This is a genomic window from Xanthomonas sp. SI (assembly GCF_014236855.1).
GTDB lineage: Bacteria > Pseudomonadota > Gammaproteobacteria > Xanthomonadales > Xanthomonadaceae > Xanthomonas_A.
Window position 1 is genome coordinate 526727 of the sequence record NZ_CP051261.1, and the last position, 15893, is coordinate 542619.

Annotated in this window: 12 protein-coding genes, 2 tRNA genes and 1 rRNA gene; 10 read left to right on the top strand and 5 right to left on the bottom strand. The window is 67.6% G+C overall.

Features of this window, described 5'->3' with window-relative positions:
- Positions 1-118: 118 nt before the first annotated feature.
- Positions 119-793 carry a DNA repair protein RadC gene (gene radC / locus HEP75_RS02380; RefSeq protein ID WP_185825305.1) on the bottom strand — a complete coding sequence of 225 codons (675 nt, stop codon included), beginning with the start codon at positions 791-793 and terminating at the stop codon, positions 119-121.
- A 97-nt stretch (positions 794-890) separates the two neighbouring features.
- Here radC and coaBC point away from each other — a divergent pair, with 97 nt between their 5' ends.
- Genes coaBC through HEP75_RS02395 form a run of 3 tightly spaced genes read left to right on the top strand, consistent with a single transcriptional unit; the run spans position 891 to position 4978 of the window.
- Positions 891-2153: a bifunctional phosphopantothenoylcysteine decarboxylase/phosphopantothenate--cysteine ligase CoaBC gene (gene coaBC, locus HEP75_RS02385; protein WP_255423971.1), complete on the top strand. Its 1263-nt coding sequence runs from the start codon at positions 891-893 to the stop codon at positions 2151-2153.
- Positions 2150-2620: a dUTP diphosphatase gene (gene dut, locus HEP75_RS02390; RefSeq protein ID WP_009588584.1), complete on the top strand. Its 471-nt coding sequence runs from the start codon at positions 2150-2152 to the stop codon at positions 2618-2620. The genes coaBC and dut overlap by 4 nt, the downstream gene beginning before the upstream one ends.
- A gap of 15 nt (positions 2621-2635) precedes the next feature.
- Positions 2636-4978: a phosphomannomutase/phosphoglucomutase gene (locus HEP75_RS02395; protein ID WP_185825306.1), complete on the top strand. Its 2343-nt coding sequence runs from the start codon at positions 2636-2638 to the stop codon at positions 4976-4978.
- Positions 4979-5344: 366 nt separating this feature from the next.
- On the opposite strand, the gene HEP75_RS02400 is transcribed toward HEP75_RS02395, so the two are convergent.
- Both HEP75_RS02400 and pyrE read right to left on the bottom strand, forming a co-directional pair.
- Complete coding sequence (locus tag HEP75_RS02400) at positions 5345-6025, bottom strand: hypothetical protein (RefSeq protein ID WP_185825307.1); 681 nt, start codon at positions 6023-6025, stop codon at positions 5345-5347.
- A 15-nt stretch (positions 6026-6040) separates the two neighbouring features.
- Positions 6041-6700, bottom strand: coding sequence for an orotate phosphoribosyltransferase (gene pyrE, locus HEP75_RS02405; RefSeq protein ID WP_185825308.1), 660 nt, complete (start codon positions 6698-6700; stop codon positions 6041-6043).
- Positions 6701-6835: 135 nt separating this feature from the next.
- Here pyrE and HEP75_RS02410 point away from each other — a divergent pair, with 135 nt between their 5' ends.
- From HEP75_RS02410 to HEP75_RS02420, 3 genes are all read left to right on the top strand, one after another.
- Positions 6836-7636 (top strand): exodeoxyribonuclease III, encoded by an 801-nt coding sequence (locus HEP75_RS02410; protein ID WP_185825309.1) that lies wholly within the window; start codon positions 6836-6838, stop codon positions 7634-7636.
- Positions 7633-8949 carry an MFS transporter gene (locus HEP75_RS02415; protein WP_185825310.1) on the top strand — a complete coding sequence of 439 codons (1317 nt, stop codon included), beginning with the start codon at positions 7633-7635 and terminating at the stop codon, positions 8947-8949. The genes HEP75_RS02410 and HEP75_RS02415 overlap by 4 nt, the downstream gene beginning before the upstream one ends.
- Before the next feature lie 70 nt (positions 8950-9019).
- Positions 9020-9247: a hypothetical protein gene (locus tag HEP75_RS02420; RefSeq protein WP_104558896.1), complete on the top strand. Its 228-nt coding sequence runs from the start codon at positions 9020-9022 to the stop codon at positions 9245-9247.
- 42 nt (positions 9248-9289) lie between these two features.
- On the opposite strand, the gene HEP75_RS02425 is transcribed toward HEP75_RS02420, so the two are convergent.
- Both HEP75_RS02425 and HEP75_RS02430 read right to left on the bottom strand, forming a co-directional pair.
- Complete coding sequence (locus HEP75_RS02425) at positions 9290-10420, bottom strand: anhydro-N-acetylmuramic acid kinase (RefSeq protein WP_185825311.1); 1131 nt, start codon at positions 10418-10420, stop codon at positions 9290-9292.
- A 90-nt stretch (positions 10421-10510) separates the two neighbouring features.
- Positions 10511-11980, bottom strand: a complete 1470-nt coding sequence (locus HEP75_RS02430; protein WP_185815033.1) for a M23 family metallopeptidase — start codon at positions 11978-11980, stop codon at positions 10511-10513.
- 167 nt (positions 11981-12147) lie between these two features.
- On the opposite strand from HEP75_RS02430, the gene tyrS reads away from it, so the two are divergent.
- The 4 genes from tyrS (at position 12148) to HEP75_RS02450 (ending at position 15832) form a co-directional block, all read left to right on the top strand.
- On the top strand, positions 12148-13359 hold the full coding sequence (tyrS, locus tag HEP75_RS02435) for a tyrosine--tRNA ligase (RefSeq protein ID WP_185825312.1): 1212 nt from the start codon (positions 12148-12150) through the stop codon (positions 13357-13359).
- Between the two features lie 613 nt (positions 13360-13972).
- Positions 13973-15517, top strand: a 16S ribosomal RNA gene (locus tag HEP75_RS02440).
- A gap of 85 nt (positions 15518-15602) precedes the next feature.
- Positions 15603-15678 (top strand) — tRNA-Ala (locus HEP75_RS02445).
- 77 nt (positions 15679-15755) lie between these two features.
- Positions 15756-15832 (top strand) — tRNA-Ile (locus tag HEP75_RS02450).
- The last annotated feature ends 61 nt before the right edge of the window (positions 15833-15893 follow it).

The window sequence follows — 15893 nt, forward strand, 5'->3', positions numbered from 1 at the left end:
GCCTCCCGGCCCGTGCCGGGTTCAGCCCGACCTCAGGCCGTCCGACGATGGCGGGTCGGGGAGTGCGCATTCGGGATGTGTCGCGCCGCCGCCGTGCTGCCCGGTTCCCAATTCCGGCTCAGGCCCAGCCGCGCGCCGCCATCGATACCGGTGCCCCGTCGCCGACGATGAAATGGTCCAGCAAACGGATGTCCACCAAGCCCAGCGCCTGCTTCAGGCGGTGGGTAACGGCGCGGTCGGCGGGCGAGGGCTCCGAGTTTCCCGATGGATGGTTGTGGCCGATGATCACCGCAGCCGCGTTGTGCGCCAGCGCGCGCCGCACCACTTCGCGCGGATGCACCTCGGCGCCGTCCAGGGTGCCATGGGACAGTTCTTCGAATGCCAGCGAGCGGTGCTTGGTGTCCAGGAACAGCACCGCGAACACCTCGTGCGGCCATGCCCGCAGCCGTTGCGCGAAGTAGCGGCCGGCCGCCCCCGGATCGGTCAGGGTGGTGCCGCGTTCGAGTTCGGCGGCCAGGTGGCGCTTGGCCAGCTCCAGCGCCGCCGACAGCTTGCAGGCCCGTGCCGGGCCCAGTCCCGGCAGGCGCACCAGCTCGCGTGGCGGGCGGTCCAGCAGCATGCGCAGCGGCCCGTGCAGATGCAGCAGGTCGCGCGAGGTTCGCACTGCGTCACTGCCGGGCAGGCCGGAGCCGAGGAAGATCGCCAGCAGTTCGGCGTCGGAGAGGGCGCCGGGGCCGCGTTCCAGCAGCTTTTCCCGGGGACGTTCGGCGTCGGGCCAGTCGTTGATGTGCATATCGCCAGATTGGCGGGCGATATGGCGCAACGGTATCAGGGCCGCAAAGGGCCATCGGGTAAGCTAATCGTTCTTGCATGGGTAGGACATTCCCGACGTGACCGGTACTTTCGAGGGGCCCCTGCAGGGGCGGCGTGTGCTGTTGTGCGTGGGCGGCGGCATCGCTGCCTACAAGGCGCTTGAGCTGGTGCGGCGGCTGCGCGAGGCGGGTGCCGAGGTGCAGGTGGCGATGACCGCCGGCGCGCAGCAGTTCGTCACGCCGCTGAGCTTCCAGGCGCTGTCCGCGCACCCGACCCGCACCAGCCTGTGGGACAGCGCCGCCGAGCAGGCGATGGGCCATCTGGAACTGGCCCGCTGGGCCGATCGCGTGGTGGTGGCGCCGGCCACCGCCGACCTGCTGGCGCGGCTCGCCCACGGTCTGGCCGACGATCTGGTGACCACGCTGTGCCTTGCCACCACCGCGCCGCTGACCGTGTGCCCGGCGATGAACCACCGCATGTGGCTGCACCCCGCCACCCAGGCCAATGTCGCCACGCTGCGCCAACGCGGTGCCAGCGTGGTCGGGCCGAACGACGGCCCATTGGCCGAGGGCGAGTCCGGTCCCGGACGCCTGGCCGAGCCGGAAGAGATCGTCGCCGCGCTGGCCAGTGGCCACGCCGCGACCGCGGCGACCCTGGCGGCGCCCGCGCCGGTCGCGGCCAGTAGCGGTGGCGGCGCGCTGCACGGCCTGCGCCTGCTGATCAGCGCCGGGCCGACCTACGAAGACCTGGACCCGGTGCGCTATCTCGGCAACCGCAGCAGCGGCAAGATGGGCTATGCCCTGGCCGCCGCGGCGGCGCGGCAGGGCGCGTCGGTGGTGCTGGTCAGCGGCCCGGTGCACCTGCCCACGCCCGACGGCGTGCAGCGCATCGACGTGCGCTCGGCGGCGCAGATGCGCGCCGCGGTGCTCGGCGCGTTGCCGGCCGACATCTACATCGGCACCGCCGCGGTCGCCGACTACACGCCCAAGCAGGTCGCCGCGCAGAAGATCAAGAAGAGCGGCGAGGTGCTGACCCTGGAACTGGTGCGCACCCCGGACATCCTGGCCGAGGTCGCCGCACAGACCCAGGCGCTGAAACTGGTGGTCGGCTTCGCCGCCGAGACCCACGACATCGAACGCTACGCGCGTGGCAAACTCAACGACAAGCACCTGGACCTGATCATCGCCAACCAGGTGGGGGTGGCCGGCAACGGCTTCGAGAGCGACCAGAATGCCGCCACCGCCTACTGGCAACAGGGCGCGCGCAGCTTCCCGGCCGTGTCCAAGGCGCAACTGGCCGAACAATTGCTGGCCCTGATCGCGGAGCGACTGCACGCATGACCATCCCCACGCCATACCCGCTGCAGGTCAAACTGCTCGACCCGCGCTTCGGCGACAGCTGGCCGCTGCCGGACTACGCTACCGAGGCCAGCGCCGGGCTGGATCTGCGCGCGGCCACAGAGGCGCCGCTGACCCTGGCGCCGGGCGATACCGCGCTGATCCCCAGCGGGCTGTCCATCTACATCGCCGATCCGCAGCTGTGCGCGGTGGTCTTGCCGCGCTCCGGGCTGGGCCATCGCCACGGCATCGTGCTCGGCAACGGCACCGGCCTGATCGATGCCGACTACCAGGGACCGCTGCTGATCAGCGTCTGGAACCGCGGCCGCGAGCCGTTCACCATCGCCCCCGGCGACCGCATCGCGCAACTGGTGGTGATGCCGGTCGTGCGCGTTGCCCTGCAGGTGGTGGATACTTTCGCCGACAGCGCCAGGGGAACGGGTGGATTCGGCCATACCGGAGTGCGCTGACAGGGGATCGTCTGCATGAGCGAGGCAACACAACGGCCGCCGGCGCATGAGGGTTTGCGCAAGGCGGCGCCGCTGCTGGCGCTGCTGCTGGCCGTACTGGCCGGCTGGTTCGGCTGGAGCGGCGCGCAGCAATGGCGCTACGAACACAGCGCCACGGACCTGCAGCAGGCGCGCGACACGGCGGTGGCGCAGACCTCGCAGGCGCTGGCGGCGGTCGCCAAGCGCTTCGCCGCGCAATTGCAGCAGCCCGCGGTGCAGGCCGCCCTGGCGCGCGGCGACGCGACGGCGGCGGCGCAAGCCTTGCGCGAGGGCTGGAAGGGCGCGGAAGACGCACAAGTGCTGCCCGGTGACCTGAGCGCCGGCTACGCCGACGCGGGCAGCTTCGGCTATGGCCGCCTGGCGCTGCTGGAAAAGGCGTTGCTGACCGACGCGGTCGCCAGCGCGGTGGTGCGCGACGGCGGCGGCGCGCGACTGGGGCTGGCCGCGCCGGTGACCCTGGACACGGGCGCCGGCGTCGCCTACCTGCGCCTGCCGCTGCGCGTGCTGACCGCACCGCTGGCGCAGGCTGCGGTCCCGGCCAGCGGCTATCTGGCGCTGCGCCAGGGCAGCTACGACGTGATCGGCGCCGGCGATGCCGGCCTGGCCGACCATGGCGACGCCTTGTCGCGGCCGATCGGCAAGACCGGGCTGCGGGTGGTCGCGGCATTGCCCGACGCCGAGGTCGGACCGCTCGGCCTGGACGCGCTGCCCTGCCTGATCGTCGCCGGCCTGCTCGGCTTTTTGGCTCTGGCGGTGCTGCTGGCCGCGCGCGGCCGCCTGCCGCAGCCGCGCCGCGCCAAGGCCGCCGCCGCGGCGGCCGAGCAGGAACCCACCCTGCGGCAGAGCCTGCAGCACCGCGAGCCGCCACCGGCGCCACCGGTGCCGGAGGGCGAGACCGCGCCGGCCAGGACGGTTCCGGCACTGACCGTGCCGGCCGCCATCTTCCGCGCCTACGACATCCGCGGCGTGGTCGGCCGCGATCTCAGCCCGCAGGTCGCCGCCTTGATCGGCCAGGCGATCGGCGCGGTGATGCAGGAGCAGGGCTTGAGCGAGGTGGTGGTCGGCCGCGACGGCCGCCTGTCCGGCCCGGAACTGTCGGCGGCGCTGATCGAAGGCCTGCGCCGCGCCGGCTGCCACGTCACCGATATCGGCCTGGCGCCGACCCCGGTGGTGTATTTCGCCAGCTTCCACCTGCGCGCGGGCAGCTGCGTGGCGGTGACCGGCAGCCACAACCCGCCGGACTACAACGGTTTCAAGATCGTGGTTGGCGGCGAAACGCTGTCCGGCGCGGCGATTACCGACCTGTATGCGCGGATCAGTGAAGGCCGCCTGCCGACCGCCGCCGAACCCGGGCGGCTGGAGCAGCGCGACGTCGGCGACGACTACATCAAGCGCATCGCCGACGACGTGCAGCTGGATCGCCCGCTCAAGGTGGTGGCCGATGCCGGCAACGGCGTGGGCGGCGAACTGGCGCCGCGGCTGCTGGAGGCGATCGGCGCGGAGGTCATCCCGCTGTATTGCGACGTCGACGGCACCTTCCCCAACCATCACCCCGATCCCAGCGAGCCGCACAACCTGGAGGACCTGATCCAGACCGTGAAGCGCTTCGACGCCGACCTGGGCATCGCCTTCGACGGCGATGCCGACCGGCTCGGCGTGGTCACCAAGGAAGGCACGGTGATCTATGCCGATCGCTTGCTGATGCTGTTCGCCGCCGACGTGCTGCAACGCAACCCCGGCGCGCTGGTGATCTACGACGTCAAGTGCACCGGCAAGCTGTCGGACTACGTGCTGCGCAACGGCGGCAGCCCGATGGTGTGGAAGACCGGGCATTCGCTGATCAAGGCGAAGATGCGCGAGACCGACGCCGAACTGGCGGGCGAGATGAGCGGCCACTTCTTCTTCAAGGAGCGCTGGTACGGCTTCGACGACGGCCTGTACGCGGCGGCGCGGTTGCTGGAGATCCTGGCGCAGCGCGAGGAGAGCCCGTCCGAGGTGCTGGCCGAGCTGCCCGACAGCGTGTCCACGCCGGAGATCAAGCTGCCGCTGGCCGACGGACAGGACGCGCATGCGCTGGTCGCGCAGCTGGTCGCTGTCGCGCAGCAGGAAGGTTCGGCGTTCGCCGGTGCGCGGCTGCTCACCATCGATGGCCTGCGCGCGGACTTCGCCGACGGCTGGGGCCTGGTGCGCGCGTCCAACACCACGCCGGTGCTGGTGCTGCGCTTCGAGGCCGACACCAGCGCCGCGCTGGAGCGGATCAAGGACCTGTTCCGCAGCCAGCTGCAAGCGCTGTTGCCGTCGCTGGCGGCGGGATTCTGAGGCGCATGGTGTGTGCGCCCGGCGCAGTGCCGGGCGAGGCGACGTAGCGCCGCCGGCATGCGGAGTGCTGGGGGAGCGGCTTCGTCCCGCGACAGGATGGCCGAGAGCGCAGCGATTCCGGGCTGCGCTCGTCGCGGTTGAAACCGCTCCTACAGGAAGCTCGGCCAACTCACCGGCGCACTGTAGGAGGGGCTTCAGCCCCGACAGCATCCGAAACCGCCGAGCATCCGGACTTCTCTCGTCGCGACTGAAGTCGCTCCTACAAGGGACTCGCGGCCTACTCGCTGGGTGCACTGTAGGAGGGACTTCAGTCCCCGACATCCCTGTCGCGGCGACCTGGCTACTGACGCTGGCCGCGCGCCGCGCTCAACCGCTGTTCGCCGTCGCAGCCGGCGCCGTGCCGGTCCCGGGCCGCTTCGCCGCACGGTAGCGTTGCAGCGCGTCGTCGATTTCCTGGTTCAGGCCGAGCCGCTGCTGTTCGAAGTTCTTCTGCATGCGCAGCTGCCACAGCAGCGCGCGATGCCGCTGCTGCACGTCCTCGACGATCTTGCCGGTCACTTTCTGCCCGGCCAATTCGCGCGCGCCTGCATTGGCCAGCAGGCCGACCAGGCCTTCGCGCAGGCTGTTGACGTTGTAGCGCGCAGTGTTGATGTTGTTGTCGACGATGCCGATGCGCTCGGAGAACACCCGGCGCAACTCCTCTTCGGTCTGGAACGACAGCAGCATCGCCTGGTCGGTGCGCTTGCGCGTCTCCAGCGCCGCCTGGTCGGCGCGCTGCTGTGCGGCATCGGCGGCGGCCGCTGCGCGCTCCTCGGCATTCAGCGCGCGGCCGACCGCGCCGCTGCGCATCCCGCTCTTGGCGTTGAATTCGTCGCGCGCCTGGTTCACCGCTTCCGGCGGCAGCGCATCGCTGCACACGCGCTGCCCGCCCTGGTTCCAGCAGTACAGCTTCTTGGATGGCGCCGGCTGCGCTGCGGCCGGCAATGCAATCAGCGCGAGCAGGACCGGCAACGCGGCCCGGCCCCATGGTCGTTGGATCGGCATCATGGCAGCCCCCTGCTGTCAGCCTGACGGATCGCAGCCGTAGCGTGCCCGGTAGGCCAGCAGCGGTTCGCGGAAGCCGACAAGGTCCGCGTTTCCATCGATGAATGCAAGCAGATCGCCCAGGTGCGCGACCGACACCACAGGAACGCCGGCCTCCGCCGCCACCGCCTGCGCCGCCGAGCGCCGGTCGTGCTCGCCGGCGATCTCCTGGCGGTCCAGCGCGACCAGGATCGCCGCCGGGAGGCCGCCGGCCTCGCGGATGATCGCCAGCGCCTCGCGGATCGCGGTGCCGGCGGTGATCACGTCGTCCACGATCAGCACCCGGCGCCCGGCCAGCGGCGCGCCGATCAGGCTGCCGCCTTCGCCATGGGTCTTGGCTTCCTTGCGGTTGAACGCCAGCGGCAGGTTGCGGTCGCGCTGCGCGTACTCGCAGGCCAGCGCGGTCGCCAGCGGGATGCCCTTGTAGGCCGGGCCGAACAGCAGGTCGAAGTCGAGCCCGGCGGCATCGGCCGCATCGGCGTAGCACGCCGCCAGGCGCGCCACCGTGCTCCCGGAATCGAAGCGCCCGGCATTGAAGAAATAGGGACTGATGCGCCCGGACTTCAGCGTGAACTCGCCGAAGCGCAGCGCCTGCGCATCCAGGGCCAATTGCAGGAAACGTTGCCGGTAGTCGGTCATTGGGAGGCCGGGATTCGGGATTGGGGATGACGGGATTGGTGAAAGCATAGCTGGTCGCGGCCATACAGCGTCCACGCATGGGGTACGCTTTCACGAATCCCCAATCCCCCCATCCCGAATCCCGGCTCTTCATTCATGCGCATCATCAGCTTCAACGCCAACGGCCTGCGTTCGGCCGCCACCAAGGGCTTCTTCGAGTGGTTTTCCAGCCAGCACGCCGATGTGCTGTGCGTGCAGGAGACCAAGGCGCAGGAGCATCAACTGGCCGGGCCGGCGTTCCTGCCGGACGGCTACCGCGTCTGGTTCCGCGATGCCAGCACCAAGAAGGGCTACAGCGGCGTGGCCATCTACAGCAAGCGTGAGCCCGACGAAGTGCGCACCGCGCTGGGCTGGCCCGAGTTCGACGAAGAGGGCCGCTACCTGGAAGCGCGCTTCGGCAACCTGAGCGTGGTCTCGTTCTACATCCCCTCCGGCTCGTCGGGCGAGCTGCGCCAGGGCTACAAGTTCCAGGTCATGGACTGGCTGCGGCCGATCCTGGACGAATGGCTGGCCAGCGGCCGCGACTACGTGCTGTGCGGCGACTGGAACATCGTGCGCTCGGCGCTGGACATCAAGAACTGGAAGTCCAACCAGAAGAATTCCGGCTGCCTGCCGGCCGAGCGCGACTGGCTCAACGGCCTGTGCGCCGATCGCGCCGAAGACGCCGACGCGGCCAGCGGCCGCGGCTGGGTCGACGCCTACCGCGCGCTGCACCCGGAAGGCCAGGACTACACCTGGTGGAGCAATCGCGGCGCCGCGCGCGCCAACGACGTGGGTTGGCGCATCGACTACCAGTTCGTCACTCCCTCGCTGCGCGAGCGCCTGCAGGGCTGCGCGATCTACACCGCGCAGCGCTTCTCCGACCATGCGCCGTTCGTGGTGGATTACCGCGAATGAGCGGCACCGCATCCGCGCCGGGGTCCTACAAGGGCTGGGCCGGGATCAAGCGCGCCTTCGCCACGCCGTCGGCGGCGACGATGGCCCTGCTCGGCTTCGGCAGCGGCCTGCCGTTCCTGTTGATCGCTTCGCAGACCCTGTCCACGCGCCTGCGCGACGTCGGCCTGGACCTGGGCAGCATCGGCCTGATCAGCCTGGCCAGCTTCTTCTACCTGCTCAAGTTCCTGTGGGCGCCGCTGCTGGACCGCTATCCGTTCCCGCTGGTCGCGTTCCTGGGCCGGCGCCGCTCGTGGCTGCTGGTGTCGCAGCTGGGGGTCACGATCGGCCTGGCGGCGCTGGCGCTGATGCGCCCGGAGTTGAGCGTCGGCGGGCTGGTGCTGTGGGTGCTGATCGCCTCCTTCGCCGGCGCCACCCAGGATTCGGTGGTCGATGCGTACCGGATCGAGATCGCCCCGGCCTCGGCGCAGGCCGCGCTCGCCGCGACCTATACCTTCGGCTACCGCATCGGCCTGATCCTGTCCGGCGCCGGCGCGCTGTACCTGGCCCAGTTCGGCGACTGGACCCTGGCCTATCTGGTGATGGCCGGGCTGATGCTGCTGCCGATCGCCACCACCTTGCTGTGCCGCGAACCGGAGGTGCCGGTGGCCACGGTGGTGCGCAAGATCGACGTGGTCGGCGCGTTCTGGCAGCCGATCTCCAGCTTCTTCACCAGCAACGGCCTGGCGCTGGGCCTGGGGCTGCTGCTGTTCGTGGGCCTGTTCAAGTTCCCCGACCAGGTGATCGGGGTGATGTCCGGGCCGTTCTACCTGGACTCGGGCTTCAGCAAGGCCGACATCGCCACCGTCTCCAAGCTGTTCGGGGTGTGGATGGGCATCGCCGGCGCCTTCGCCGGCGGCCTGGCGGTGGCGGCGTTCGGCTTCCGGCGCATGCTGTTCGTGGCCGCGCTGGGCGTGGCGCTGTCGAATCTGGCGTTCCTGCTGATGGCCCAGCATCCCGGGCAGCTGTGGTCGTTCTACGCCGCGCTCAGTGCCGACAACCTGTTCCAGGGCTTCGCCGGCACCGTGCTGGTCGCCTTCATGTCGTCGCTGACCGACCGCAATTTCACCGCCACCCAGTACGCGCTGCTGGTGTCGCTGGCCAACCTGCCCGGCAAGTTCGTCGGCGGCGCCTCCGGTTATATCGTTGAGGCCACCTCCTACAGCACCTTCTTCGTGCTCAGCGCGTTCACGGTGATCCCGACTCTGCTGCTGCTGGCCTGGCTGTGGCCGCGGATCCGCGAACAATCGGCGCCCGCCGCGCCGCAGGCGGATTGAAAGCCCGCCCGGACTTGCGGATGATGCATGGCGGCGCCTGGGGCGCGCCGCCGTCCGCTCGGGAGTCCGCATGACCGATCTGCTGTTGCGCGACATCGACCCCATCCTGGTCGATCGGATCCGCCGCATCGCCGTGGCCCGCGGCTGGACCCAGCACCAGACCGTGCTGAACCTGATCGAACAGGGTTTGTTCGCCAGCGAGCACGAGGTGCGCAGCGGCTTCGAGAATCCGGAGGTGGATGCCTTGTCCGACGCGATCGCCGCGTTGCGCGAACTGCCGGCCGGTGCCGGCTTCTGAGTCGCGTGTCGGCGCGCATGGCGCCGAGCGGTGCCGTCTTCGTCAGGCCAGGTGGATCGCGCCGAGGATGCGCGGCCCGCGTGCGCCGCTGACCGAAGGCAGGTTACCGGGCAAGCCGGCCAGGGTCTGCCGCGCCAGCCAGGCGAAGCCCATCGCTTCCACGTAGTCCGGATCCAGGCCCAGCGCCTGCGTGGACAGCACCTGCACGCCCGGCAGCCGCGCCTGCAGCCGCGCCAGCAACAGCGGGTTGTGCACGCCGCCGCCGCAGACCAGCAATTGCCGGGTCGCCGGCTGCTGCGCCAGCAGCGCGTTGGCCACGGTGGCCGCGGTCAGTTCCAGCAGGGTCGCCTGCACCGCCGCGGCCGGATGCGCGGCCGGCTCCAGCAGCGCGTCCACCCAGCGCAGGTGGAACTGCTCGCGCCCGGTGCTCTTGGGCGGGGCCAGTGCGAACCAGGGATCGGCCAGCAAGCGCTGCAGCAGGCCGTCGTCGACCTGGCCGCTGGCGGCGAAGGCGCCGCCGGCATCGTAGGGCTGGCCCAGATGGCGCTGGCACCAGGCATCGAGCAGCGCGTTGGCCGGGCCGGTGTCGAACCCGCGTACGCTGCCGTGCGCCGGCAGCAGGGTCAGGTTGCCGATCCCGCCCAGGTTCAGCACCGCGCGGTCCTCGTGCGCCGCGCCCAGCATCGCCGCGTGGAAGGCCGGCATCAGCGGCGCGCCATGGCCGCCGGCGGCGACATCGCGGCGACGGAAGTCGCACACCGTGGCGATGCCGGTCAGCTCGGCGATGCGGTTGCCGTCGCCCAGTTGCCAGGTGAAGGCGGGATTGGCCAGCGGCCGGTGGCGCACGGTCTGTCCGTGCGAACCGATCGCGCGGACTTCGGCAGGCGCGACGCCGGCTTCCTCCAGCAGGCGCATCGCGGCCTCGGCGAAGGCGATCGCCACTTCCGCATCGAGCCGGCCCAGCGTATCCAGCGAATCGATGTCGCCGCCTTCGCCCAGTGCGATCAACGCCTCGCGCTGGCGCGGCGCCCAGGCAGAGGTGCGGCCCAGGCGCAGCTGCGCCTGGCCATCGGCGCCGAAGCGCACCAGCGCGGCGTCGATGCCATCGGCGCTGGTGCCGGACATCAGGCCGAGGAACAGGGCCTCGTCATCGAGTGCGATCGGATCAGGCATTGCAAGGCACCAGGCAGCGTCAGCGCCGCAGCGTGGGCGAGCGGCGGCGGCGCGTCAATCCGCGCCGCCGTGGCGAGGCAGGTACGCGGCTCAGCCGGCGTCGCTGGACTGCGCCGACTTGGCCGAGGCGACAGTCTTCTTCTTCTTCGCCGGGGCATCGCCCTTCGCCGGTGCGGCGTCGGCGTAGATCAGCTTCTCCACGCGCTGGATGCGCGCCAGCGCGGGCGAGGTCTGCGCACGGAACGCGGCCAGCTCGGTGCCGGCCAGCGGCGTCGGCGGCGGCATCGTCACCGACGCCGGATTGCGTTGCACCCCGTCCACGCGGAATTCGTAGTGCAGGTGCGGGCCGGTGGCCATGCCGGTCATGCCGACGAAGCCGATCACCGTGCCCTGGTTGATGCGCTGGCCGGCCTTGATCCCGCCGAAGCGCGACATGTGCCCGTACAGCGTGCTGTAGCCCTTGCCGTGATCCAGGATCACCACGTTGCCGTAGCCGCGCTGGGTGCCGACGAACTGCACCCGCGCATCGCCGGCGGCCATGATCGGCGTGCCCGACGGCGCCGCGTAGTCGATGCCCTTGTGCATGCGCATGGTGCCCAGCACCGGATGCTTGCGCGCGCCGAAGGTCGAGCTGATCCGGCTGTAGGACACCGGCATGCGGATGAAGCTCTTCTTCAGCGGCCGCCCGCTGACGTCGAAGTACTCGGCCGGCTTGCCGTCGCGCTCGAAGCGGAAACCGCTGTAGGTCTTGCCGCGGGTGGTGAAGGTCGCCGCCAGGATCTTGCTGGTGTCGATCCGCTCGCCTTCGCGCCAGGTTTCGTCCATCACCACGCTGAAGCGGTCGCCCGGCTGCAGGTCCTTGTCGAAGTCGATGTCGTACTTGAAGATCTCGTCGGTCATCGTCGCGATCGCCGACGGCGACAGCCCGGCCTTGCGCGCGGCCACGTACAGCGAGCTGGTGATTTCGCCGCTGATGACCGCGGTGCGGGTGCTGGTCTCGCGCTCGGTCACCTTCTCGCGGATGTCGTCGCCGAGCAGCGACAGTTCCACGCGGTGGGTGGCGTCGCGGTCGAAGCGGATCCCGCGCAGGCTGCCGGCCACCGGCAGGTCGAAGCCGATCTCGGCGCCGGGGCGCAGCTTGGTCAGCGCCTCGCGCGTGCCGGGGTGGTCCAGCACCTGGTGCATCACCGTGGCCGGGATGTCGAGCTGTTCGAACACCGCGCCCAGGGTCTGCCCGGGCTGGATCCGCACCACCTGCCAGCTGTCGCCGGCCACGCCCTGCTGCTGGGCCAGCGAGATCGGCGGCAACGGCAGCGCCAGCGTCGCGTGCGTGGTCTGCAGCGGCACGTCGATCGCATTGGAGAAGCCGGGCACGATCGTGGCCACCAGCGCGCCGATGGTGGCGAACAGGCTGGCGTGGATCCAGTGGCGGCGGGTCCAGCGGCCGGCGGGGAAGTGCTGCGTCAGCTGCCGATGCAGTGCGGTGTCGTGAAGCACATGGAGACGTTGCTGGAAGCGCTGCTTGCGCGCGCGTTCCTGTTCGGTTTCGCTGTTCTGCATCAAGGCTTCCTCATGAGCCCGAAGCGCGAGCTCAAAACTCGGCTACCATAAACACCGATCAACAGCGCGTCAAACCATTGAACCGGCTCAGGTTTTCGCCGGATGCGCAGTTAACTCGCACTTAACGTCATTCATGTTGCCTGGCGGCAACCCGTCGGAGTTCCGTTTTGTCCACGATTGAAGAGTCTCTTGCCCTGATCGGCCGCGGTGCCGACGAAATCCTCAAACGCGAAGAACTGGAAGCGCGGCTGCGTACCGGCCGCCCGTTGCGCGTGAAAGCCGGTTTCGACCCGACCGCGCCCGACCTGCACATCGGCCATACCGTGTTGCTGAACAAGATGCGTCAGTTCCAGCAACTGGGCCACCAGGTGATTTTCCTGATCGGCGACTTCACCGGCATGATCGGCGACCCCACCGGCAAGAACGTCACCCGCAAGCCGCTGACCCGCGAGGACGTGCTCGCCAACGCGCGCACCTACGAGGAGCAGGTGTTCAAGGTGCTGGACCGCGAGCGCACCGAAGTGCGCTTCAACTCGGAGTGGTTCGGGCAGATGAGCGCGGCCGACATGATCCGCCTGGCCGGCCAGCATACGGTGGCGCGCATGCTTGAGCGCGACGACTTCGCCAAGCGCTATGCCGCGCAGCAGTCCATCGCCATCCACGAATTCCTGTATCCGCTGGTGCAGGGCTACGATTCGGTGGCCTTGAAGGCCGACGTCGAACTGGGCGGCACCGATCAGAAGTTCAACCTGCTGATGGGGCGTGGCCTGCAGGAGCATTACGGGCAGCCGGCGCAGATCGTGCTGACCATGCCGCTGCTGGAGGGCCTGGACGGGGTCAACAAGATGTCCAAGTCGCTGGGCAACTACATCGGCATCAGCGAGCCGGCGATCGACATCGTCACCAAGACCATGAAGATCGGCGACGAGCTGATGTGGCGCTGGATCGAGCTGCTGTCCTTCGATATAAGCCTGAGCGAAGCGCAGGAACTGAAGCGGCAGGTGCAGGCCGGCGCATTGCACCCGCGCGAAGTGAAGCTGCGCCTGGCCCGCGAGCTGACCACGCGCTTTCACGACGCCGCGGCGGCCGAGCAGGCCATCGTCGGCTGGCATGCGGTGGTGACCGGGCAGGGCGACACCAGCGCATTGCCGCTGCAGGACGTGGCGGTGCCGGCGGAAGGCCTGCGCATCGCCGCGCTGCTGACCGCCGCCGGGCTGACCGCCAGCAACTCCGAGGCCAGCCGCAAGCTCAAGGAGCGCGCGGTACGCGTGGAAGGCGAGGTGGTGGAAGACCCGCAGCACAGCTTCGTGCCCGGATTCGAAGGCGTGTTGCAGGTCGGCAAGCGCACCTTTGCGCGGGTGCGCCTGGTCTTGGCCTGAGCGCGATGGCGGCCGAGCGCCGCCATCGCCTGCGGTGACAGCCTTAAGTAGTAGTAGAGCCTGGGCTGCGAGCTGCGTCCTTATTAGTGATGTGCATCGCATGGGCGCGTACTGCGACGGTGCAGTGAAAAAATCTTTCACACCCCCTTCCCAAGCGGCGGGTTTGCAGCCATACTTTCCCTCCCCCGACGCAACGCCTTGCGGCAACGCAACAGCAACGCGGCGGGGTCGTCAAAAACCTCCTCAAAAAGGTATTGACGGCAACAAAAAAGCCGCTATGATGGGCGGCTAGGTTCAGCGGAAAGCCTTCGGGTTTGAAGCGGGGCTAACGTCAAAACCTCCGAAACGAGGTGTTGACGGAAAGAAAAAGTCCGCTATAATGGGCGGCTCGCTACGACGGAAACGTCGCAAGCGAAACGGGAAAGGCGCTGAGGCCGGCCCCAAAGTTCTTTGACAGTGTGCGCAGGTAACTTGTGAGGGCGCCTGCAGGTGGAAGTATGTCCATCTTGCAGACGTTCGAATCAAGAGCAACAAATCAATTGCTAAGCAAGCGATACGTAAGCTTGGTTTGAACTCTGCATATTCAAAGTATTGACCTTCGGGTCTGTAATTTTAAGTGAAGAGTTTGATCCTGGCTCAGAGTGAACGCTGGCGGCAGGCCTAACACATGCAAGTCGAACGGCAGCACAGTGGTAGCAATACCATGGGTGGCGAGTGGCGGACGGGTGAGGAATACATCGGAATCTACCTTTTCGTGGGGGATAACGTAGGGAAACTTACGCTAATACCGCATACGACCTTAGGGTGAAAGCGGAGGACCTTCGGGCTTCGCGCGGATAGATGAGCCGATGTCGGATTAGCTAGTTGGCGGGGTAAAGGCCCACCAAGGCGACGATCCGTAGCTGGTCTGAGAGGATGATCAGCCACACTGGAACTGAGACACGGTCCAGACTCCTACGGGAGGCAGCAGTGGGGAATATTGGACAATGGGCGCAAGCCTGATCCAGCCATGCCGCGTGGGTGAAGAAGGCCTTCGGGTTGTAAAGCCCTTTTGTTGGGAAAGAAAAGCAGTCGGTTAATACCCGATTGTTCTGACGGTACCCAAAGAATAAGCACCGGCTAACTTCGTGCCAGCAGCCGCGGTAATACGAAGGGTGCAAGCGTTACTCGGAATTACTGGGCGTAAAGCGTGCGTAGGTGGTTGTTTAAGTCCGTTGTGAAAGCCCTGGGCTCAACCTGGGAATTGCAGTGGATACTGGGCAACTAGAGTGTGGTAGAGGATGGCGGAATTCCCGGTGTAGCAGTGAAATGCGTAGAGATCGGGAGGAACATCTGTGGCGAAGGCGGCCATCTGGACCAACACTGACACTGAGGCACGAAAGCGTGGGGAGCAAACAGGATTAGATACCCTGGTAGTCCACGCCCTAAACGATGCGAACTGGATGTTGGGTGCAACTTGGCACGCAGTATCGAAGCTAACGCGTTAAGTTCGCCGCCTGGGGAGTACGGTCGCAAGACTGAAACTCAAAGGAATTGACGGGGGCCCGCACAAGCGGTGGAGTATGTGGTTTAATTCGATGCAACGCGAAGAACCTTACCTGGTCTTGACATCCACGGAACTTTCCAGAGATGGATTGGTGCCTTCGGGAACCGTGAGACAGGTGCTGCATGGCTGTCGTCAGCTCGTGTCGTGAGATGTTGGGTTAAGTCCCGCAACGAGCGCAACCCTTGTCCTTAGTTGCCAGCACGTAATGGTGGGAACTCTAAGGAGACCGCCGGTGACAAACCGGAGGAAGGTGGGGATGACGTCAAGTCATCATGGCCCTTACGACCAGGGCTACACACGTACTACAATGGTTAGGACAGAGGGCTGCAAACTCGCGAGAGTAAGCCAATCCCAGAAACCTAATCTCAGTCCGGATTGGAGTCTGCAACTCGACTCCATGAAGTCGGAATCGCTAGTAATCGCAGATCAGCATTGCTGCGGTGAATACGTTCCCGGGCCTTGTACACACCGCCCGTCACACCATGGGAGTTTGTTGCACCAGAAGCAGGTAGCTTAACCTTCGGGAGGGCGCTTGCCACGGTGTGGCCGATGACTGGGGTGAAGTCGTAACAAGGTAGCCGTATCGGAAGGTGCGGCTGGATCACCTCCTTTTGAGCAAGACAACTACGCCTACAGGCGTCCTCACAAGTAACCTGCATTCAGAGAGTTCCGCCACAGGGCGGGGCACCCCGATTTCGGGGCCATAGCTCAGCTGGGAGAGCACCTGCTTTGCAAGCAGGGGGTCGTCGGTTCGATCCCGACTGGCTCCACCAGATTTGCAGATCCCTCTGCAAACGCCCGCACATCCATGTGCGGACTGTCTAAGGGAACTGCAAGAGCGCAAGACTTTGGGTCTGTAGCTCAGGTGGTTAGAGCGCACCCCTGATAAGGGTGAGGTCGGTGGTTCGAGTCCTCCCAGACCCACCACTCTGAATGTATAAGCACACTAAGAATTTAAGATGCGCCAGCATTGAGGCTGGGGTATGTT

Excerpts from the sequence above, each read along its gene's own strand:
- HEP75_RS02420 (WP_104558896.1), top strand. The coding sequence starts at position 9,020 with ATGACCGATCTGCTGTTGCGCGACATCGACCCCATCCTGGTCGATCGG.
- HEP75_RS02410 (WP_185825309.1), top strand. The coding sequence starts at position 6,836 with ATGCGCATCATCAGCTTCAACGCCAACGGCCTGCGTTCGGCCGCCACC.
- dut (WP_009588584.1), top strand. The coding sequence starts at position 2,150 with ATGACCATCCCCACGCCATACCCGCTGCAGGTCAAACTGCTCGACCCG.
- HEP75_RS02425 (WP_185825311.1), bottom strand. The coding sequence starts at position 10,420 with ATGCCTGATCCGATCGCACTCGATGACGAGGCCCTGTTCCTCGGCCTG.
- HEP75_RS02430 (WP_185815033.1), bottom strand. The coding sequence starts at position 11,980 with ATGCAGAACAGCGAAACCGAACAGGAACGCGCGCGCAAGCAGCGCTTC.
- radC (WP_185825305.1), bottom strand. The coding sequence starts at position 793 with ATGCACATCAACGACTGGCCCGACGCCGAACGTCCCCGGGAAAAGCTG.
- HEP75_RS02395 (WP_185825306.1), top strand. The coding sequence starts at position 2,636 with ATGAGCGAGGCAACACAACGGCCGCCGGCGCATGAGGGTTTGCGCAAG.
- pyrE (WP_185825308.1), bottom strand. The coding sequence starts at position 6,700 with ATGACCGACTACCGGCAACGTTTCCTGCAATTGGCCCTGGATGCGCAG.
- HEP75_RS02415 (WP_185825310.1), top strand. The coding sequence starts at position 7,633 with ATGAGCGGCACCGCATCCGCGCCGGGGTCCTACAAGGGCTGGGCCGGG.
- HEP75_RS02400 (WP_185825307.1), bottom strand. The coding sequence starts at position 6,025 with ATGATGCCGATCCAACGACCATGGGGCCGGGCCGCGTTGCCGGTCCTG.